Origin of the sequence: uncultured Abyssibacter sp. (assembly GCF_964000955.1) — a bacterium.
Lineage (GTDB): Bacteria > Pseudomonadota > Gammaproteobacteria > Nevskiales > OUC007 > Abyssibacter.
Genome location: NZ_CAXFCL010000059.1, coordinates 12,178 through 29,100 on the forward strand (window position 1 = coordinate 12,178; position 16,923 = coordinate 29,100).

15 protein-coding genes are annotated in these 16,923 nt (G+C 65.4%); 9 read left to right on the forward strand and 6 right to left on the reverse strand.

Features of this window, described 5'->3' with window-relative positions; translation table 11 throughout:
- Position 1 precedes the first annotated feature (1 nt).
- Positions 2-1,456: a DUF3336 domain-containing protein gene (locus tag ABNS06_RS02785; protein WP_348672443.1), complete on the reverse strand. Its 1,455-nt coding sequence runs from the start codon at positions 1,454-1,456 to the stop codon at positions 2-4.
- A 213-nt stretch (positions 1,457-1,669) separates the two neighbouring features.
- Complete coding sequence (locus ABNS06_RS02790) at positions 1,670-2,431, reverse strand: sulfite exporter TauE/SafE family protein (RefSeq protein WP_348672444.1); 762 nt, start codon at positions 2,429-2,431, stop codon at positions 1,670-1,672.
- Positions 2,432-2,742: 311 nt separating this feature from the next.
- On the opposite strand from ABNS06_RS02790, the gene ABNS06_RS02795 reads away from it, so the two are divergent.
- The 6 genes from ABNS06_RS02795 to ABNS06_RS02820 all read left to right on the forward strand — a co-directional run bounded on the left by ABNS06_RS02795 (position 2,743) and on the right by ABNS06_RS02820 (position 9,060).
- Positions 2,743-3,351: a TetR/AcrR family transcriptional regulator gene (locus ABNS06_RS02795; RefSeq protein ID WP_348672445.1), complete on the forward strand. Its 609-nt coding sequence runs from the start codon at positions 2,743-2,745 to the stop codon at positions 3,349-3,351.
- Between the two features lie 43 nt (positions 3,352-3,394).
- Positions 3,395-5,791: an MMPL family transporter gene (locus ABNS06_RS02800; protein ID WP_348672446.1), complete on the forward strand. Its 2,397-nt coding sequence runs from the start codon at positions 3,395-3,397 to the stop codon at positions 5,789-5,791.
- The gene (locus ABNS06_RS02805; RefSeq protein ID WP_348672447.1) at positions 5,775-6,566 is read left to right on the forward strand and encodes an outer membrane lipoprotein-sorting protein; all 792 of its coding nucleotides are present in this window, start codon (positions 5,775-5,777) and stop codon (positions 6,564-6,566) included. Before ABNS06_RS02800 ends, ABNS06_RS02805 begins: the two co-directional genes overlap by 17 nt.
- A gap of 10 nt (positions 6,567-6,576) precedes the next feature.
- Complete coding sequence (locus tag ABNS06_RS02810) at positions 6,577-7,380, forward strand: thioesterase family protein (protein WP_348672448.1); 804 nt, start codon at positions 6,577-6,579, stop codon at positions 7,378-7,380.
- Between the two features lie 278 nt (positions 7,381-7,658).
- Positions 7,659-8,318 (forward strand): BON domain-containing protein, encoded by a 660-nt coding sequence (locus tag ABNS06_RS02815; RefSeq protein WP_348672449.1) that lies wholly within the window; start codon positions 7,659-7,661, stop codon positions 8,316-8,318.
- A 166-nt stretch (positions 8,319-8,484) separates the two neighbouring features.
- Positions 8,485-9,060, forward strand: a complete 576-nt coding sequence (locus ABNS06_RS02820) for an outer membrane beta-barrel protein (RefSeq protein ID WP_348672450.1) — start codon at positions 8,485-8,487, stop codon at positions 9,058-9,060.
- A 77-nt stretch (positions 9,061-9,137) separates the two neighbouring features.
- Here ABNS06_RS02820 and ABNS06_RS02825 read toward each other — a convergent pair whose 3' ends face one another.
- Positions 9,138-9,536 carry a hypothetical protein gene (locus tag ABNS06_RS02825; protein ID WP_348672451.1) on the reverse strand — a complete coding sequence of 133 codons (399 nt, stop codon included), beginning with the start codon at positions 9,534-9,536 and terminating at the stop codon, positions 9,138-9,140.
- Positions 9,537-9,918: 382 nt separating this feature from the next.
- Here ABNS06_RS02825 and ABNS06_RS02830 point away from each other — a divergent pair, with 382 nt between their 5' ends.
- The 3 genes from ABNS06_RS02830 to ABNS06_RS02840 all read left to right on the forward strand — a co-directional run bounded on the left by ABNS06_RS02830 (position 9,919) and on the right by ABNS06_RS02840 (position 13,898).
- Entirely contained in the window at positions 9,919-12,345 is a 2,427-nt protein-coding gene (locus ABNS06_RS02830) for a penicillin acylase family protein (protein WP_348672452.1), read from the forward strand.
- A 100-nt stretch (positions 12,346-12,445) separates the two neighbouring features.
- Positions 12,446-13,177 (forward strand): phosphoadenylyl-sulfate reductase, encoded by a 732-nt coding sequence (locus tag ABNS06_RS02835; protein ID WP_348672453.1) that lies wholly within the window; start codon positions 12,446-12,448, stop codon positions 13,175-13,177.
- A gap of 88 nt (positions 13,178-13,265) precedes the next feature.
- On the forward strand, positions 13,266-13,898 hold the full coding sequence (locus ABNS06_RS02840) for an alpha/beta fold hydrolase (RefSeq protein WP_348672454.1): 633 nt from the start codon (positions 13,266-13,268) through the stop codon (positions 13,896-13,898).
- A gap of 14 nt (positions 13,899-13,912) precedes the next feature.
- Here the strand turns inward: ABNS06_RS02840 and pyk are convergent, their stop codons facing one another.
- The 3 genes from pyk to ABNS06_RS02855 are packed head-to-tail and all read right to left on the reverse strand — an operon-like array spanning position 13,913 to position 16,859.
- A complete protein-coding gene (gene pyk / locus ABNS06_RS02845; RefSeq protein ID WP_348672455.1) occupies positions 13,913-15,343 on the reverse strand; it encodes a pyruvate kinase in 1,431 nt (476 codons plus the stop codon).
- Between the two features lie 56 nt (positions 15,344-15,399).
- On the reverse strand, positions 15,400-16,419 hold the full coding sequence (locus ABNS06_RS02850) for a 2-dehydropantoate 2-reductase (RefSeq protein ID WP_348672456.1): 1,020 nt from the start codon (positions 16,417-16,419) through the stop codon (positions 15,400-15,402).
- Between the two features lie 8 nt (positions 16,420-16,427).
- The gene (locus ABNS06_RS02855; RefSeq protein WP_348672457.1) at positions 16,428-16,859 is read right to left on the reverse strand and encodes an acyl-CoA thioesterase; all 432 of its coding nucleotides are present in this window, start codon (positions 16,857-16,859) and stop codon (positions 16,428-16,430) included.
- Positions 16,860-16,923 lie beyond the last annotated feature (64 nt).

A 16,923-nucleotide genomic window follows, 5' to 3' on the forward strand; every position in this document is an offset into this window, starting at 1 on the left:
GCTAGGTGCGCGTCACCCGCATCGGCGCATCATCCCGCCGCCGGCCGAATCGGCGCGCCTTGAGGCGGATCAGGCATTCCTCGAAGGTTCGGCTGATCGTCGTCTGGATGCGCACGCGCTCGATCGTCGGCCAGGTCGCGCGCTCGCCATCGTTCACGTAGCGCGCCATCTCTTCCATGGTCGGATTCGCGAGCGCGCGCATCAGCTTCTTGGGCGTGTAGTGCGGAAGAATCGTCACGTCACCGGTGTAGCGCTGGTTGGTCAGCGCGTGGATCTGCCGCACGACGCGCCCGAAGCCGCGATTCTGGAAATGCTGCCGCGCCAGATCGATGGTCTGCCGGCCGCTGGTCATCAGCCAGTCCCGGGCAAAGGGCAGCAGCCCGGTGGCGTCGTCCTTGGCCAGGAACGGGACCACGTGCGGGTTGGTCTGGCTGACGATGTAGTGATTCACGTTGTGCAGGCGCGCCAGTCGCAGCATCGGCAGGTCGCTGGACAGCGAGCCGTCCACCCAGCGCTTGCTGGGCATGTAGTCGACCACATCGCCCTCGTACTCGCGCGCCTTGAGTTTCACCGGCGGAAACAGCCCGGGCACCGAGCAACTGGCCTGGGAGGCCTTGTAAATCAAGACGTTGGGCGAGGTCAGGTAGTTCAGCAGGCGACCGTGCTGGTGGCGCTCGGCCGGTGACACGGTGATGTCGAGAATGCGCCCGGTGCGCTCGAAGGCCTCCTCGAAGGTCGCGTCGCCGATGTTGGAGAGCAGACACTGGGCCAGCACCTCGGGATTCATCAGGGCGCGGCCGTTGACCGCGGTGCGGAAGTCCAGCTTCTGCCAGGCATCGAGGTTCAGCGAGTCCAGATCGTAGGATGCGGCGATCTCCTCATCGGTGCGGGTCGACACGCCGCTGGCGACAATGGAACCCGCGGACGAGCCGGAGATCACGCGTGGCAGCAGGCCCTGCTCATGCAGCGCCTTGATCACGCCAAAGTGGAACATCCCCAGCGTCGCGCCGCCGGACAACATCAGCGCGGAGCGTCCGAACGACACCCCGGTGCGCTTGAAGAACAGGATCTTGTCCTCGAAACCGAAGTGCTCAAACTCGGTGTCGCAGATCCACATCAACGCCTTGGAGACTTCCTCGACGTACTCGGTAATCAGCCGCTTGGTACCGACCCGGCAGTGGCTGTAGAGCGCGGGATTGGCCATGTTGCCGAGGTTGCCGTGCAGGCCCTCGTGCAACCGGAATACCAGCCGGCGCACATCCTGCTCGCGGCGCATCCGCCGCACCTCGAGCAGCCGCTCCTTGATCAGCCAGTGATCGTAGCCCTCGCAGGCATCCTCGGCCCGCCAGATGTCGTTGCCGTCGCGATGGTCCAGTTCGAGCGCGATTTCCCGCCAGGTCGCGTAATCGGGCGCGTGGGCGAGATCGCGATGCAGGACGTGGGGTGGATTCTTCATCAGGGTCATCTCGCCGAGGGCGATCGACGGGGTGCGGCCGGCGTCAGGTGGCGACCCTGCGGCGCGAGCCCATCAACATTGTCCTCGGCTCGGTTTGAATGAGGCCGTTCGGTTCGACGCCAGTCGAACGCTCCGAACGATCGTTCAAGTAAACGCGGTGTTTCCGCATCTGACAAGCACCCCCCTCGTTCCAGGCCCTGTCACGGCGGTCAATCACGAACCCAGCAAACGCCGCCCCGCGTCCCAGACCAGTTTGATCGCAAGCACGGCCAGAATGCCGCGAAACAGGGGCCGAAACGTGTTTTCCTTCACCAGGTGATGCAGCGCGCGGCCCAGCGCGGTGCCGCCGATCACGCCCAGGATCATGCCGCCCATCAGCAGCGCCTGATCCAGCACCACGAAACCCACGGTCGCGAACGCCGTCACCTTGAAGGCATGGCCCAGTGACTGGCAAAGCGCCAGCGTGCCGATGGTCGTTTCCTTCGCCCATTGCGGACGCAGGAAGAACGGACCAATCAACAAGCCGGTGGCGCCAACCACCGCGCCCACTCCGCCGTTGAGCACGCCCGCGGTGGTCATCGCCGCCCGGTCGGACAGCGCGACCGCGTGAGCGCTGCGCGGCAACAGCGTCCACAGGATGAACGCCGCCATCAGCAGCCTGACGTAGTCGGGGTTGACCATCGACACCAGCGGCGCGACCACAAACGGCGCCGGCAACGCCCCCAGGCAGAACGTCAGCGCGGCCGACCAGCGCACATGCGGCAGATAGGCAACGACACGGCTGGCGTTGGACACCATCTGCACGGCCGCATGCAGCGGCACCGCCACCACCGGTGGCATGCCGGCGGCGTAGATCGCGCCGATCAGGATCGTTCCGCCGCCCGCACCGGCGATGCCGGAAAGCGTGGCCGAGGCAAAGGCCACGGCGATCAGAATCCACTCGGTGGACCCGAATCCGGCAAGCCAGCCGCTCATCGGGTCATGGCTCGGGCCCGGTGGCTGCCGCTTGACGCTGCGACATCTACGTACATACTGGTCGGTATGTAATCGCCGGAAGGCGAGGAATCGATGCTGTCAAAGTCACTCAAAGCCAGGTTGCCACATGGTGTCATCGCGCCGGGAGCTCGGATCGAACCCGCTGCGATGCTGTTGCCGATCAACGCGCGTGCAGCCGCCGGCAAGGCTGGAAACCACACCGTGACCGGCACGCCGGACCGACAGTTTACGCCCTCGTCGACGGCCTATTGAGAGCGGCCACGCAACGCCGCCCACATCCGAGCAAGCCCATGAGCCCAACCCCCACACGACGTCAGCCCGATGCCACGCGCCAGCGCCTGCTGGACGCGGCATTCGCCGAAATTCACCGCTATGGCTATCACGCCTCCAGCCTGGATCAGATTCTGCGGGCGACGGACGTCACCAAGGGCGCGCTCTACCATCATTTTCGCAACAAGCAGGCGTTGGGGCTGGCGGTCATCGACGAAGTGGTCCGGCCCTGGATCGAGACCCGCTGGCGGCCGATGCTGGAATCCGACCGCCCCCTCCAGGCGGCGATTGATCACGTCAGCGCGCACGCGGACACGGTGGATGACGACATGCTCGCGCTGGGCTGTCCGTTCGCCAATCTCGTGCAGGAACTGGCCGGCAGCGAGCCGGCGTTCCAGCAGCCGCTGTTCGACATTTTCTTCGAGTGGAAGCGCGGCCTGATGGAAAGCGTGCGCAAGTCGCAGGCCATCGGCGAGGGACGCACCGACGTGGACCCGGAAGACATCGCCGTGTTCGTCATCAGCGCCATCGAGGGCATGTGGGCCATCGCCAAGGCCTCGCGCTGTCATGAGCAGTTCCGCGCCAGCCATCGCGGGCTGGTGCTGTTCCTGGAATCCATGCGCGCCTGAAGCGCGCCGCCACCGAATACGCATTCATCGTTTGGGGATCGTTATGAACGCACCACAAGACATGTCGAAGCTGGACCGGGGGGTAATGGCCTACGGACGGTGGGTGACGAATCACCCCTGGCTCACGCTGCTGCTCTCACTGATCGCCGTCGCCGCATTCAGCTACCCGATGGTCGCCACGGTCGCCGGAACGCCCGGCCCGAAACTGGCGATGAGCAAGGACTACCGGGTGTACTTCGGCCCGGGCAATCCGCAGCTGCAGGCCTTTGATCAGGTTCAGGATCGCTACACCAAGAACGACAACTCGCTGATCGTCATCGAGCCCACGACCACCGACAACGCCTTCAACCGCGACACCCTGGCGCTGGCCGAGGAGCTTACGGACCGGGCCTGGGGTCTGGTGTACTCGCTGCGCGTGGATTCGGTGACCAACTATCAGCACACCGAGGCCGAGGGCGATGATCTGCTGGTCGCCCCGTTGGTGGAAAACGCCGCGTCACTCAGCGATGAAGAGCTGGCTCGCATCCGCGAGATCGCCGTCAACGAGCCACTGCTCATCGGCCGGCTGACCTCCGAATCGGGCCATGCGGTCGCGGTCAACGTGATCCACCAGCTGCCGGCGCTTGATGACTCCGAAGTCGAGGAGGTCGCCGCCGAGGTTCGCGCCCTGCGCGACGAGATGCTGGAGAAATACCCGGACCACAACATCTACCTCACCGGCAGCAACTTCATGTCGGTGTCGTTCTCCGAAGCCAGCCAGCAGGACGTCGCGTCACTGATCCCGCTGATGTATCTGGTGATCATCGTCATCACCTGGGTGCTGCTGCGCTCGATCGTCGGCACGATCGCGACGCTGGCCGTCATCATGACGTCGATGATGGCGTCGGTCGGGCTCACGGCGTTCGCGGGCATTCATTTCACCCCGCCGTCGATCTCGGCACCGCTGATCGTGTCCACGCTGGCCGTGGCGGATTCGATTCACGTGCTCGTGTCGATGTTCGCCAACATGCGCGAGGGCCGCAGCAAGCATGACGCGCTGGTCGACTCGTTGCGCGTGAACTTCATGCCGATTCTGCTCACCTCGGTCACCACCGCACTGGGATTCCTGTCGATCAATTTCGCCGACAGCCCGCCGCTGCGCGACCTGGGCAACATCGTCGCCATGGGTGTGATCGTCGCCTGGCTGCTGTCAGTCAGCCTGCTGCCCGCGGTGATGGTGCTGCTGCGCGTCCGTGTGCCCCGGCACTCCGGCGGGCTGTCCAGGAGCATGGAGGGCCTCGGGCGTTTCGTGGTGAACCGCCGCGTGCCGGTGCTGATCGGCAGCGTCGCGGTCACCGTGCTGCTATGCGCCCTGGTTCCGCAGAACCAGGCCAACGAAACCTTCGTGCACTACTTCGACACCAGCGTGAAGTTCCGCACGGACACCGACTGGGTGGCCGAGAACATCACCGGCCTCTACACCATGGAATTCGACCTGGAGTCACCCGAGGGCACGGGCGGTGTCACCAACCCCGAATACCTGAAGCAGCTCGACGCGTTCAAGCAATGGTGGATGGAAGACCCGCGGGTCAAGCACGTCGCCAGCGTGTCGGACATCTTCAAGCGCCTGAACAAGAACATGCACGGCGACGATCCCGCGTACTACCGGATTCCGGATGATCCGGAGCTCGCCGCGCAGTATCTGCTGCTGTACGAGTTTTCGCTGCCGTTCGGGCTGGATCTCGGCAACCAGATCAACCTGGACAAGTCGGCGACCCGGTTCTTCGTCGCCTACGAGCACCTGGACGCCGTCGCGACCCGCAAGATGGTGGCCGATGCCTATGCCTGGCTGGAGACCAACGCCCCCGGCCTGGAAACCATCGGCGTGTCGCCCGCGGTGATGTTTGCCTACATCGCCGATCGCAATATCAAGAGCATGTTCATCGGCATGCCGGTGGCGCTGATCGGCATCAGCTTCCTGCTCATCCTCGCGCTGCGCAGCTGGAAGATGGGTCTGTTGTCGCTGGTCCCGAACCTCGTCCCGCTGGGTCTGGCGTTCGGGCTGTGGGGCATCATTGACGGCAAGATCAACTTCACCATGGCCATCGTGCTGGGCATGACGGTGGGCATCGTCGTCGATGACACCATCCATTTCCTGTCGAAATACCTGCGCGCCCGCCGCGAGCTGGGACAGTCGCCTCAGGAAGCCATCGTCTACAGCTTCCGCACCGTGGGCACGGCGCTCACCACCACCAGCCTGATTCTGGTCGCCGGATTCGCCGTGCTCGCGCAAAGCGCGTTTCTGCCCAACAGCGGCATGGCGCAGCTCACCTCGATCGCTATCATCTGCGCCCTGATCGCGGACTTCTTCCTGCTCCCGGTCCTGCTCCTGCTGGTGGATCGCGAGCGCGCACCGACTTCAGAAACTCCCGAGGAGGACACCCATGCATACGCTCACTAAATTCAGCTGGCTCGGCGCCCTTGCCATCGGCGCCGCATTGCCGGTCCATGCGCAGGACGCTGCCCAGCGCGGTCTCGAGATCGCCCAGGAGGCCGACCGGCGCGACACCGGCTGGAGCGACTCCGTGGTCGACCTGACCATGACACTGCGCAACAAGAACGGCGACGAATCCGTCCGCGAAATGCGTTCACGGGCGCTCGAAGTCGAGGACGACGGTGACAAGTCGATGATCATCTTCGACCAGCCTCGCGACGTTCGCGGCACCGCGCTGCTCACCTATTCGCACAAGACCGGCGACGACGACCAGTGGCTTTACCTGCCGGCGCTCAAGCGCGTGAAGCGCATCGCCTCCAGCAACAAGTCCGGTCCATTCATGGGCAGCGAGTTCGCCTACGAGGATCTGTCCTCGCAGGAGGTGGAGAAATACACCTACAACTTTCTTCGCGAAGAGGAACTCGATGGCGAAAAGGTGTTCGTGATCGAGCGCTTCCCGACCGACGAGAACTCCGGCTACACCAAGCAGGTGGCCTGGCTGGACCAGGCGGAGTACCGCGTCCGCAAGATCGAGTTCTACGACCGCAAGAACTCGCACCTCAAGACGCTGACCATGCATGAGTTTGACGAGTACCTGGACGAGTACTGGCGCCCGGGCCGGATGGAGATGGTCAATCACCAGACCGGCAAGTCGACGACGCTGACCTTCGCCAACTATGCCTTCCAGGAAGGCCTGGATGATCGCGACTTCGACCAGTCCGCGCTGAAACGCGCCCGCTAGGACCACGCGCATGACCGACACCAGCTTTGCCGCCCTGCTGGGCGGCCCGGACCCGTCCGCCCGGCAGACCTTCCGGTTCACCGAGGACTGGGGGCAGGGTCGCGCGATCTACGGTGGTCTGATCGGCGCCGCGTTGTACAAGACCATGCGCGGGCACGTTCCGGCCGACCGACTGCTGCGGGCGATGACCGTCGCCTTCGTCGGGCCGGTCGCCCCGGAGGCCGCAACGGTCACGGCGACCGTGTTGCGGCAGGGCAAATCGGTCACGCAGGCCGAGGCCCGCCTGGAGCAGAACGGCCAGGTCTGCGCGACGGCCAACGCCAGCTTCGGAGCGCCGCGCGAATCCGGCGTCGTCGTACCCGGCGCACCGCGGCCGGATGCGCCACCGCCCGACAAGGCCTTGATACTGCCGGACATCCCCGGCGTGACCCCGGTGTTCCTGCGCCATTTCGTGCTCGGCTTGACCGGTGGTCAGGTGCCGTTCTCCGGCGCGGATCAACCCGACTTTTCCGGCTGGTGCCGGCACAAGGAGCCCGCCGGTGACGACGAAGCCGCGCTGATCGGCCTGCTCGACGTGTGGCCGCCCAGCGTCCTGCCCATGCTCAAGCGCCCCGCGCCGGGGAGTTCGCTGACCTGGTCGCTGGACCTGATTGATCCGGGTGTCCCTGCCGCCGGCGATGACTGGTGGTTTTACGAGGTGAACACGCAGGGCGCGGCCAACGGATTCGTGCAGGCCGATGCCCGGATGTGGCGCCCGGATGGCCAGCTGGCGGTGATCAGCCGGCAAACCGCCGTGGTGTTCGACAAGCCGTGAGCACCGCGCCGTTCAGCGCTGACTGAACGCCATGTCGCGCTGCGACGACATGGCGTTTCCATTAAAATCAATGACTTGGCATCTAGCGACGGGCATGGCGTTGCCCGCTGGCAACAGAAATCCGGGCCCGGTCACCCTCCGGCATGGCAGAAAACCCTGGGCAGCACGACATTTTCCATTGTTTTCAATGACTTGAATCATCTGGCATCGGCGTTGCGCTGATGGATGGTGCCGAGACGAACACTCGGCGTCTCATCCAACATCCAAGGACGATGCAGATGAAACAGCAGAATTCTCTACATGCCCACGAATCGGCCCGCCGGATTCGCCGCGGTCTCGCGGTCGCGGGCCTGAGTCTGGCGCCGATGGCGCTGATCGCCGCCCCGGCCACCGCCGATCACCCGCTGATCAGGACCGCCGCGGCCGAATCAACCGGCGGTTCCGCCGATGAACAGCAAAGCCTCAGCGGCGCCGCATACGACGCATTCCTGGAGGGTCGTCTGGTCACCGCCTACACGATCAACCGCAACCTGAATCCGTTTGATCTCAGCGTTGACGTGACCAACCAGAAGGCGACGATCGGAGGCACCGTGGAAACGGAGGCGCAGCGCGCGCTGGCCATCGAGATCGCCGCCGGCATTGACCCGATCACCGATGTCGACAACAAGATCAACATCAAGGCCGGCGCCGAGGAAGAAGCCGAGCGCAGCGTCGGCGAGGCCGTTGACGATGCCAGCACGACCGCCGCGGTGAAGACCCGGCTGCTCTCCAACGATGTCACCAGCGGACTGACCATCGATGTCGACACCCGCGATTCGGTGGTCACGCTGAGCGGTCAGGTCGACACGCCGGTTGAATCCGATCTCGCCACGCAGATCGCGATGAACACCGATGGCGTCACCGACGTCGTCAACAAACTCACGGTCGAGATGTCCTGAACCGGACCCCGACCTGAGTCCGACTGGCTGTCCGCCCCCGCTTCCTTCCCCGCAGCCAGTCACCAGCCCGGCTCCTGCGCCCCTTGAGCCGGGCACCTATTCGCGGCTCGACGCCGGACGCGTCGAGCCGCCACCCCGATTCATTTCCGAAAACAAGGAGCAATCCATGAACATGATGTTCAAGACCGCCTGTGCCACCGGACTGGCCGCCACGCTCTGCGCGCCCGCCGCACTGGCTCAAACCGACTTCGACCCCTACGGTTATGTGGGCGCCGATATCGGCTATTTCCGTGTCGAATCGGAGGATTTTCCCGAAGATGACGACAATGTCGAGGACAGCCGCACCAGTTATCGTCTGCGTGTAGGCGGCCGTTTCGCGCCGGTGATCGGCATCGAAGGCGGCTACGTGGACTTTGGCGACTACGAGGATGGCGCGGTGGACTACACCGCCGATGGCCTGACACTGGCCGGCGTGCTGTACATCCCGCTGGGTGAACGCGCCTCGCTGTACGGCAAGCTCGGTGAGCTGTTCTGGGATGCCGAAGCCACCGCCGAAGGCGCCGTGGGCAGCGTATCGCGTGAAACCGACGGCGAAGATGTCTTCTATGGCGTCGGCGCCAACCTGCCGCTGGGTGAAGTCGTCGCGCTGAACATCGGCTACGAGCGCTATGCGCTGGACGATGTTGATGTCGATCTCGCCGCGATCGGACTCGACCTGCAATTCGGCGGCAGCGGCTACTGAGGGAAACGCGTCCCGATCAGAGCGCGCCCGGGCTTCAGGCCCCGGCGCGCTTTTTCATGCTCGGCGACTCTGCGCCGCTATCGGAAGGACCCGCCGCGTCCACCGCTCGGGTCGATCAAACCCGGCGACGGTGCCTGCTGACCCGGAACGACGATGGAGGACTGTTGCTCCCGGCGCATCCGGTTGATGTCCTCGATGGTCTGCTCCAGCGCCGCCCGCGCCGCGTCGGGATACTGGGCAAGCGCATCCTCGAATGTCGGACCGGGCAGTTCGAAGTTCAGCGGCAGGGCGCCGCCCGGCGTCAGCACGCTGGCCTGACCTTCGAACATGACCGGCCGCGAGCTGTCATCCTCGCCGGTGGCCGTCACCGGCGTCATCCGCCGGATGGTGCCGGCCTTGCGATCGGTGAAAACGTCCTCGCGATAGAGGTCGGCCTCGTCCAGCTTGAATTCCGGCAGTTCTGGTTCCTGTGCCATGGTCGATGCTCTGCGCCAAATCGGATTGAGAGGCCGCATACCCTAGTCGATTCCGGTCCGTTTCGGCAGTCACCACGGCGGATTTCCCGATCAGGGATCACGTTCGTCGGCCGAAAGATGCCGTTGAGGCGCACTTCGCAATTTCCTCATCCGGGCTTGACGTCCGTTTGACATCGACTTGTGCAAGGTAGACGCCATCCAGACGGCTGGGGAGCCGAAAGGGGTGGTACCAACCGCATGTTGGCGGACTGCTGCAAACGCACGGTCCGCCATTTTTTTTGCCCGTCGGGGCGATCGAGTACGATATCCCGCACACGGTCCTCACCGGACCGCATAACAACGAAAGCGACGCGGCGTCACGACCGCGAGCGGGAGGAGACAGATGGGGAAGTCCAGCATCGCGGCCGGCCTGGCCGCTTGCGCGCTGTTGCTCACGGCCGGTTGCGGCAATGGTCAGCGGTTCGGTGCCGATGGCGGAAATACGCCGCCCACCGGCTCACCACCCACCTACGACGCCACTATCCGGCGTGATTCCTACGGCGTTCCACATATCCGCGGTGAAGACTACGGCGATGTCGGCTACGGCTACGGATACGTCCATGCCCAGGACAATGTCTGTGTGCTGGCGGAGGACATGATCACCACGCTGGGCCAGCGCGCGAAGTACTTCGGTCGCAGCGGCACCTACAGCATCCCGGCCAACGGCAACACCTCGAACAATGTCGATTCCGACTTCTTCTGGCGGCATGTGGCGACCAGTGATCGCGTCGCCGCGCTGCGGGAGGACGCATCGCCGCAGGCGGCCGCTGCCACCGCCGGATTCGCCGCCGGCTACTCACGCTACGTGCGCGAGCTGAAGAACGGCGAGCATCCGGGACGGCACCTGGCCTGTCGCGATGCCGAGTGGCTGACGGAACTGACCTCCGACGATGTCTATCGCCGCTATTTCCGGCTCGCCGTCATCGCCAGTTCTTCCGCTCTGGTCACGGAAATCGGCGCGGCGCAGCCTCCGCTGCCCGGCGCCACCGCGGCGGCGGTCGCGGTGGATCGCGACCGCTTCCCGATGCAGGACGGACTGCCGATCGGCAGCAACATGTACGCACTGTCCGGCGAGGCGACCCAGACCGGACAGTCCATGCTGTTCGGCAACCCGCATTTCCCCTGGGAGGGCACCGAGCGGCTGTACCAGGCGCACATGACCATCCCGGGCGAGCTCGACATCATGGGGGCATCACTTTACGGCGTGCCGGCGGCGCTGATCGGCTTCAACCGCAACGTCGCCTGGAGCCACACGGTGTCCACCGCCTATCGGTTCGGGCTCTACGAGCTGACGCTGGTGCCTGGCGACCCGACCAGCTACCTGTTCGATGGCCAGCCGGTGGAGATGGCCTCCGAAACCTACACGATCGAGGTGCTGGAAGACGATGGCAGCGTGACGGAGGAGACCCGTACGCTCTACCGCAGCCACTACGGCCCGATGATGAGCCTGAGCGTATCCGGCATCCCGGTGCTGGGCTGGGATGTCGTCCGGGCCTACACCCTGCGCGACGCGAATGCGGAGAACACGCGGCTGATCAATCAGTTCTTCGCCTGGAACCGGGCGGAGTCGCTGGACGATTTCATGGCAAAGCAGCGTGACATTCTGGGCATTCCCTGGGTCAACACCGCCGCCACCGGACCGAACCAGCCGGCGTACTACGCCGACATCACCGTGGTGCCCAACGTGCCGGACAGCAAGGTCACCGAATGCCAGAGCGTGCTTGGCCCGGTGGTCGGCGCCCTGATGCCCGGCCTGCCCGTGCTCCGGGGCTCCAGTTCCGAGTGCGACTGGGACAGCGATGCCGACGCCCCCGTGCCCGGCATTTTCGGCGCGGGCAACCTGCCATCGCTACTCCGCGACGACTGGGTGCACAACTGCAACGACAGCTACTGGCTCACCCATCCCGACGAGCCGCTGACCGGTTACGCCGCCATCATCGGCGACGAGGAAACCGAACGCAGCCTGCGCACACGCCTGTGCATCCAGCAGGTCCAGGATCGGCTCGACGGCAGCGACGGACGCCCGGGAACCGGTTTCGCCGATCTGGAGCAGCTCCAGGACATCGTGCTGTCCAGCGCGGTGCTGACCGAACGTCTGGCCCGCCAGGCGGTCCTCGATGACATCTGCCCGCTCGGTACGCTGCTGTCGTCCTCGCTGAGTACCGTCGACATTTCCGACGCCTGCGCGATCCTGGAAACCTGGGACGGTTCGCTAAACCTGGACTCGGTGGGCGGACACATCTGGCGCGAGTTCTGGAAGCGGGCGGACGACGCGACCCTGCCGCTGTGGCTCAGCCCGTTCTCGACCGACGACCCGGTCAACACGCCAAATTCGCTGAACACGCTCAACGCCGAGGTGGTGCTGGCCTTCGCCGACGCGGTGGAGGCGCTGGACGCCGCGGGCGTCGCGCTGGATGCCCCGCTGGGGACGCTGCAGGTCTCCGGCGTGCACGACCCGCAGGATCCGATTCCGGTCTTCGGCGGCAACGGCTTCGAAGGCGCGTTCACCATTGCCGCACGCGGCAATCTGGTCGACGGCCGCTACCCCGTGACCTATGGCAACAGCTATATCCAGACCGTGACCTGGGACGACAACGGAGACCCGGTCGCCGAGGGCTTCGTCACCTATTCCCAGTCCACCGATCCGGCCTCGCCATACTTCCAGAACATGACCGAAGCGTATTCCGCCAAGGAGTGGATTCCCTGGCGCTACACCGAGGCCCAGATCACGGCCGACCCCAATCTCACGTCGATGCGGGTCTTCGAATAGCGGTTGCCGGCCTTCTTTCCTTATTCCAAAGCGGTCACCGCGCTGGTGACCGGCTGCCCCCGCCCCTACACTGCGTGGCCCGCTGGAATGGGATTGCATCATGCAAACCGCGTTCGCCGATCAATACACCGACGTGACCGACGACAGCACGGTCGGCAATTCAGCCGGTCTGGACCCGAACCAGATCGCCGCGCTGAATGCCGCCTACGAGCCACTGGATTTCGGCGAGCGAATCCGCCGGGTCTACGACGACTTCGCGCCGGACAAGGTTCTGGTCACCTCGTCGTTCGCCGCGACCTCCGCCTATTTCCTGCACATCATCTCCAGCATCCGTCCGGACCAGGAAATCTCGTTCATCGACACCGGCTACCACTTCCAGGAAACCATCTCGTACCGGGAATTCCTCAGCGCCGAGTACGGCCTCAAGGTGCGAGCGCTGCGCGCGGAGGACTGGAAGCATGAGTTCACGCGCAAGGACAAGACCTGGAGCCACGATCCCGACTTCTGCTGCTCGATCAACAAGGTCGAGCCGCTGGAGGCGATCAAGCCGAACTACCACCTGTGGATTTCCAGCCTGATGCGCTGGCAGACCGATCACCGCTCCGACATGGCGATTTTTGAAGAGCGTCGAGGCATCATCAAGTTCAACCCGATGATCGACGTGACCAAGGAGCAGCGTGAGGCATACATCCGGGATCACGGCCTGCCGTTCCATCCCCTGGTGGCCGAGGGCTACCAGTCGATCGGCTGCACGCATTGCACCGTCAAGGGTGACGGCCGTGCCGGGCGCTGGATCGGCAAGCCCAAGACCGAATGCGGGCTGCATCTGTAGGACGGCCTTCGCGACGCTCGTCGCGCTAGGCCTGCTCGCGCCGCTGCCGGGTCACACGCAAACCTCGCCGGCCGGGAACCGCCCGGTCGTGCTGCTGCACGGACTGGCCCGCACGGCGCGTTCAATGCGGCCGATCGCGGCGACGCTGGAGGACGCCGGCCGCCGCGTCTGCAATCTCGACTATCCGTCCACCAAGGCCACGGTCCAGGCACTGGTCGAGGACCATGTCCTGCCGGCGATTCGCGATTGCGCCAATGACTCCGACGCGGCGATCGACTTCGTCACCCATTCCATGGGGGGCATTCTCGTTCGCGTGCTGGCCGAGCACGATGACGCCCCCGACATCGGCCGCGTCGTCATGCTCAGTCCGCCCAACCACGGCAGCGAACTGGTCGACCGCCTGGGCGACTGGTGGCTGTTCCGCTGGTGGAATGGTCCCGCCGGCGTCTCGCTGGGCACCGACGAGTCGGCACTGCCCGCCCGGCTCGGCGAACCCGGCTTCGAGTTCGCGGTCATCACCGGCGACCGCAGCCTGAACCCGCTGTTCTCCCGCTGGATACCCGGCGCCGATGACGGCAAAGTCTCGGTGGACAGCGCCCGGCTGGACGGGATGGCCGGGTTTCGCACCGTCCCCGCCTCGCACACGTTCATCATGCGGGATGACGCCGCAATCGGACTGACGCTTCAATTCCTCGCGGACGGCCGTTTCGACGAGCCGTAACCCGCGAGTTCCGGTCAGTACTCTCCGACCGTGACGATCTTCAGGGCGTTGGTGCCACCCGGGCCGGTGAAATCGCCCTTGGTAATCAGCACGCGATCGCCCTCGACGATCAGTTCACGATCCAGCAGGCAGTTGATCGCCTCGCGAATCGGCTTGAGCGAGGAATCCAGATTCGTCGCATCGAACTGCACGGGGTAGACCCCGCGACAAAGACACATGCGCCGGCGTGTCGTCTCGAAGCGCGTGAGGGCGAAAATCGGAATGCCGATGTCCTGCCGCGACATCATCCGCGCGGTCGCGCCGGATTCGGTCAGCGAGATGATGGCCTGCGCGTGCATGTGCCGCGCGGTGTACATCGTCGCCATCGCAATCGCCTCGTCGGTGCGGGCGAAATGATCCTGCGCCGTGGATCTGCGGCGCGTCGCCACCAGATGCTTCTCGGCGCCGAGACACACTCGCACCATGGCCTCGATCGCCTTCACCGGATACTTGCCGGCCGCGGTCTCGGCGGACAGCATCACCGCATCGGTCCCGTCCATGACCGCGTTGGCCACGTCCAGCACTTCCGCGCGCGTCGGAATCGGCTGATTGATCATGGACTCCATCATCTGCGTCGCGGTGATGACCACGCGGTTGAGATCCCGTGCCAGCGCGATCAGGCGCTTCTGCACCGCCGGCAGTTCGGCGTCACCGATTTCCACGCCGAGATCGCCGCGGGCGACCATGACCCCGTCCGAGGCTTCGGTGATGGCTTCCAGATCGTCCACCGCTTCCGCGCGCTCGATCTTGGCGATCAGGTGCGCATCCAGACCATGCGCCTCGCACAAGGCCCGCGCGGTCTCGATGTCCTTGGCCGAACGCGGGAACGACACCGCGATGAAATCCGCACCGACGTCCGCGGCGAAGCGGACATCCTCTCGGTCCTTGGCCGTCAGCGCGTCGGCGGACAGGCCGCCACCAAGCCGGTTAATCCCCTTGCGATCCGACAACCAGCCACCGGAGACCACGCGGCAATGCACGGCCGTGCCTTCGATGGCCTCCACTTCCAGGCGGATCACGCCGTCGTTGAGCAGCAGCGCATCACCGGGGCTGACGTCGTCAACCAGTTCCGGATAGCTGATGCCGACCCGCTCCACGCTCCCGGCATCCGGCGCCAGTGCGGTGTCCAGCGAGAACCGGGCACCGTCATCCAGATGAACCGGCCCGTCCGCGAAGCCTTCGATGCGAATCTTCGGACCCTGCAGGTCGACCAGAATGGCGACCTCCCGACCGGTGGCCTCGGCGGCGGCCCGCACCGCGTCGATACGACGGCGATGCTCGTCGTGGCCGGAATGGGACGTGTTGATTCTCGCGACATTCATTCCGGCGAGCACGAGCTCCTCGATCCGGCCCGGAGCGTCGGTCGCCGGTCCCAGCGTCGCCACGATCTTGGTGCGTCTGCGCATGCGATCAGCCTAGCAGCTCAACTTGAACAGGGGATGTCGCGCGAGGAACTGGTGGATCAGGCGACCCCGATAGCCGTGAGCAGCGCGGCCGCGGACAGTTGCGGCGAGGCCTGCGCGGCTTCCGCGTCCCGTACCAGCCGACAAATCGCGGCGTTGACCGGCGCCGCCTGGCCGGTCTCGTCCGCCAGGCGGACGATCTCTCCGTTGAGGTAGTCGATTTCGGTCCTGCGGCCGCGGGTCAGATCCTCCCACATCGACGATCGCGCCTGCGGATCGATCCTGACCATGCCACGGGCCACGATGCGGAACAGCCAGTCCGGCGCAGACAACACCAACGGCATCAGCGTCGGCAGCAGCGGACCCGCGGCCCGAACCGACTTGCCGCCCGCGCGGATGACGGCAAGCGCCTCGCGCTGCGCGGCGGCGGTCACGCGGCGATAGTCCCGATCCGCGAGCTGGGCCTGCAACGGAACGCCGGACAGGGCGTTGGTCGCGTTATTCAGGTTCACCACCAGCTTGCCCCATTGCACCGCCTCGATGCGCGGATTGAGCACCGCGGCCAGGCCTGCGCCGGTCAGCGCCTCGGCCACGGCCTTTGCCAGATGTTCGGCGTCGTCACGACGCTCGATGACCAGCGATCCGCTGGTGCCCTGGTGAAAATGGGCGGGACCGGCCCACACAACGTTGTACGGCACCATGCCGGCCAGCACGTTGGCCTGGGCCAGGCACTCGCGCAGGATGGCCGGATTGCGCACGCCATTCTGAAAGCTGATCACGGTGGCGCCTTCCGTCACGAACGGCGCGAGGCTCTCCGCCATGGCCCGGGTGTCATGGCTCTTGGTCGTCACCAGAATCACGTCGCAGCCTTCCAGGCCGCCCGGCTCCGTCACCACCCGGATTCCATCCGGCGGAACCTGGCTGTCATGCCCGTTGAGGTCGCTGACCCGAACCCCCTGATCCGCGACCGCGTCGGCCAGACGCTGGCGTCCCAGCAGGACGACTTCATGACCATCAGCGGCCAGACGCGCGCCCAGATAGGCGCCGATGCTGCCCGCACCGGCGACGCCCACACGCATCGGATGAATCATCGGCGCGCCGCCCGCATGGTCTTGAGCCGCTCGGCATGCTCCAGCCGCAATGCCCGCCGGACCTCGGCTTCCTCGTAGCGGTGCTGTTCGGCGTCGGTCTCCGGCCGCACCGGCGGCACGATGATGGCGCGGCCGTGCTCGTCCAGCGCGACGAAGGTCAGATAGGCCGAAACGATATGCCGCGAATCACCGGTGTAGCTGTTCTCCGCCACGACCCGGGCGCCGATTTCCATCGACGTGCGCCAGGCGCGGTTGACCGCGACCGAGTAGATCAGCGTGTCACCGTCGGCCGCCGGTGCCAGAAAATGCATGGCATCCATGGATGCCGTGACGCAGACCCGGCCGCTGTGCCGCTCGGCGACCACCAGCGCCAGCCGGTCGATCGTCGACATGACCAGCCCGCCGAACACCGTCCGGTGCGCGTTCATGTCGTGAGGAAAGATCTTGTAGACGTGTCCGCGAATCGCCGAGGCGGCGACGGGACGTGCATCC

What these genes read in the sequence shown, in the direction of transcription:
- ABNS06_RS02825 (WP_348672451.1), bottom strand. Translation starts at nt 9,536, where the DNA reads ATGGCACAGGAACCAGAACTGCCGGAATTCAAGCTGGACGAGGCCGAC.
- ABNS06_RS02805 (WP_348672447.1), top strand. Translation starts at nt 5,775, where the DNA reads ATGCATACGCTCACTAAATTCAGCTGGCTCGGCGCCCTTGCCATCGGC.
- ABNS06_RS02835 (WP_348672453.1), top strand. Translation starts at nt 12,446, where the DNA reads ATGCAAACCGCGTTCGCCGATCAATACACCGACGTGACCGACGACAGC.
- pyk (WP_348672455.1), bottom strand. Translation starts at nt 15,343, where the DNA reads ATGCGCAGACGCACCAAGATCGTGGCGACGCTGGGACCGGCGACCGAC.
- ABNS06_RS02785 (WP_348672443.1), bottom strand. Translation starts at nt 1,456, where the DNA reads ATGAAGAATCCACCCCACGTCCTGCATCGCGATCTCGCCCACGCGCCC.
- ABNS06_RS02855 (WP_348672457.1), bottom strand. Translation starts at nt 16,859, where the DNA reads ATGAACGCGCACCGGACGGTGTTCGGCGGGCTGGTCATGTCGACGATC.
- ABNS06_RS02790 (WP_348672444.1), bottom strand. Translation starts at nt 2,431, where the DNA reads ATGAGCGGCTGGCTTGCCGGATTCGGGTCCACCGAGTGGATTCTGATC.
- ABNS06_RS02800 (WP_348672446.1), top strand. Translation starts at nt 3,395, where the DNA reads ATGAACGCACCACAAGACATGTCGAAGCTGGACCGGGGGGTAATGGCC.
- ABNS06_RS02850 (WP_348672456.1), bottom strand. Translation starts at nt 16,419, where the DNA reads ATGCGTGTGGGCGTCGCCGGTGCGGGCAGCATCGGCGCCTATCTGGGC.
- ABNS06_RS02820 (WP_348672450.1), top strand. Translation starts at nt 8,485, where the DNA reads ATGAACATGATGTTCAAGACCGCCTGTGCCACCGGACTGGCCGCCACG.
- ABNS06_RS02815 (WP_348672449.1), top strand. Translation starts at nt 7,659, where the DNA reads ATGAAACAGCAGAATTCTCTACATGCCCACGAATCGGCCCGCCGGATT.
- ABNS06_RS02830 (WP_348672452.1), top strand. Translation starts at nt 9,919, where the DNA reads ATGGGGAAGTCCAGCATCGCGGCCGGCCTGGCCGCTTGCGCGCTGTTG.
- ABNS06_RS02795 (WP_348672445.1), top strand. Translation starts at nt 2,743, where the DNA reads ATGAGCCCAACCCCCACACGACGTCAGCCCGATGCCACGCGCCAGCGC.
- ABNS06_RS02810 (WP_348672448.1), top strand. Translation starts at nt 6,577, where the DNA reads ATGACCGACACCAGCTTTGCCGCCCTGCTGGGCGGCCCGGACCCGTCC.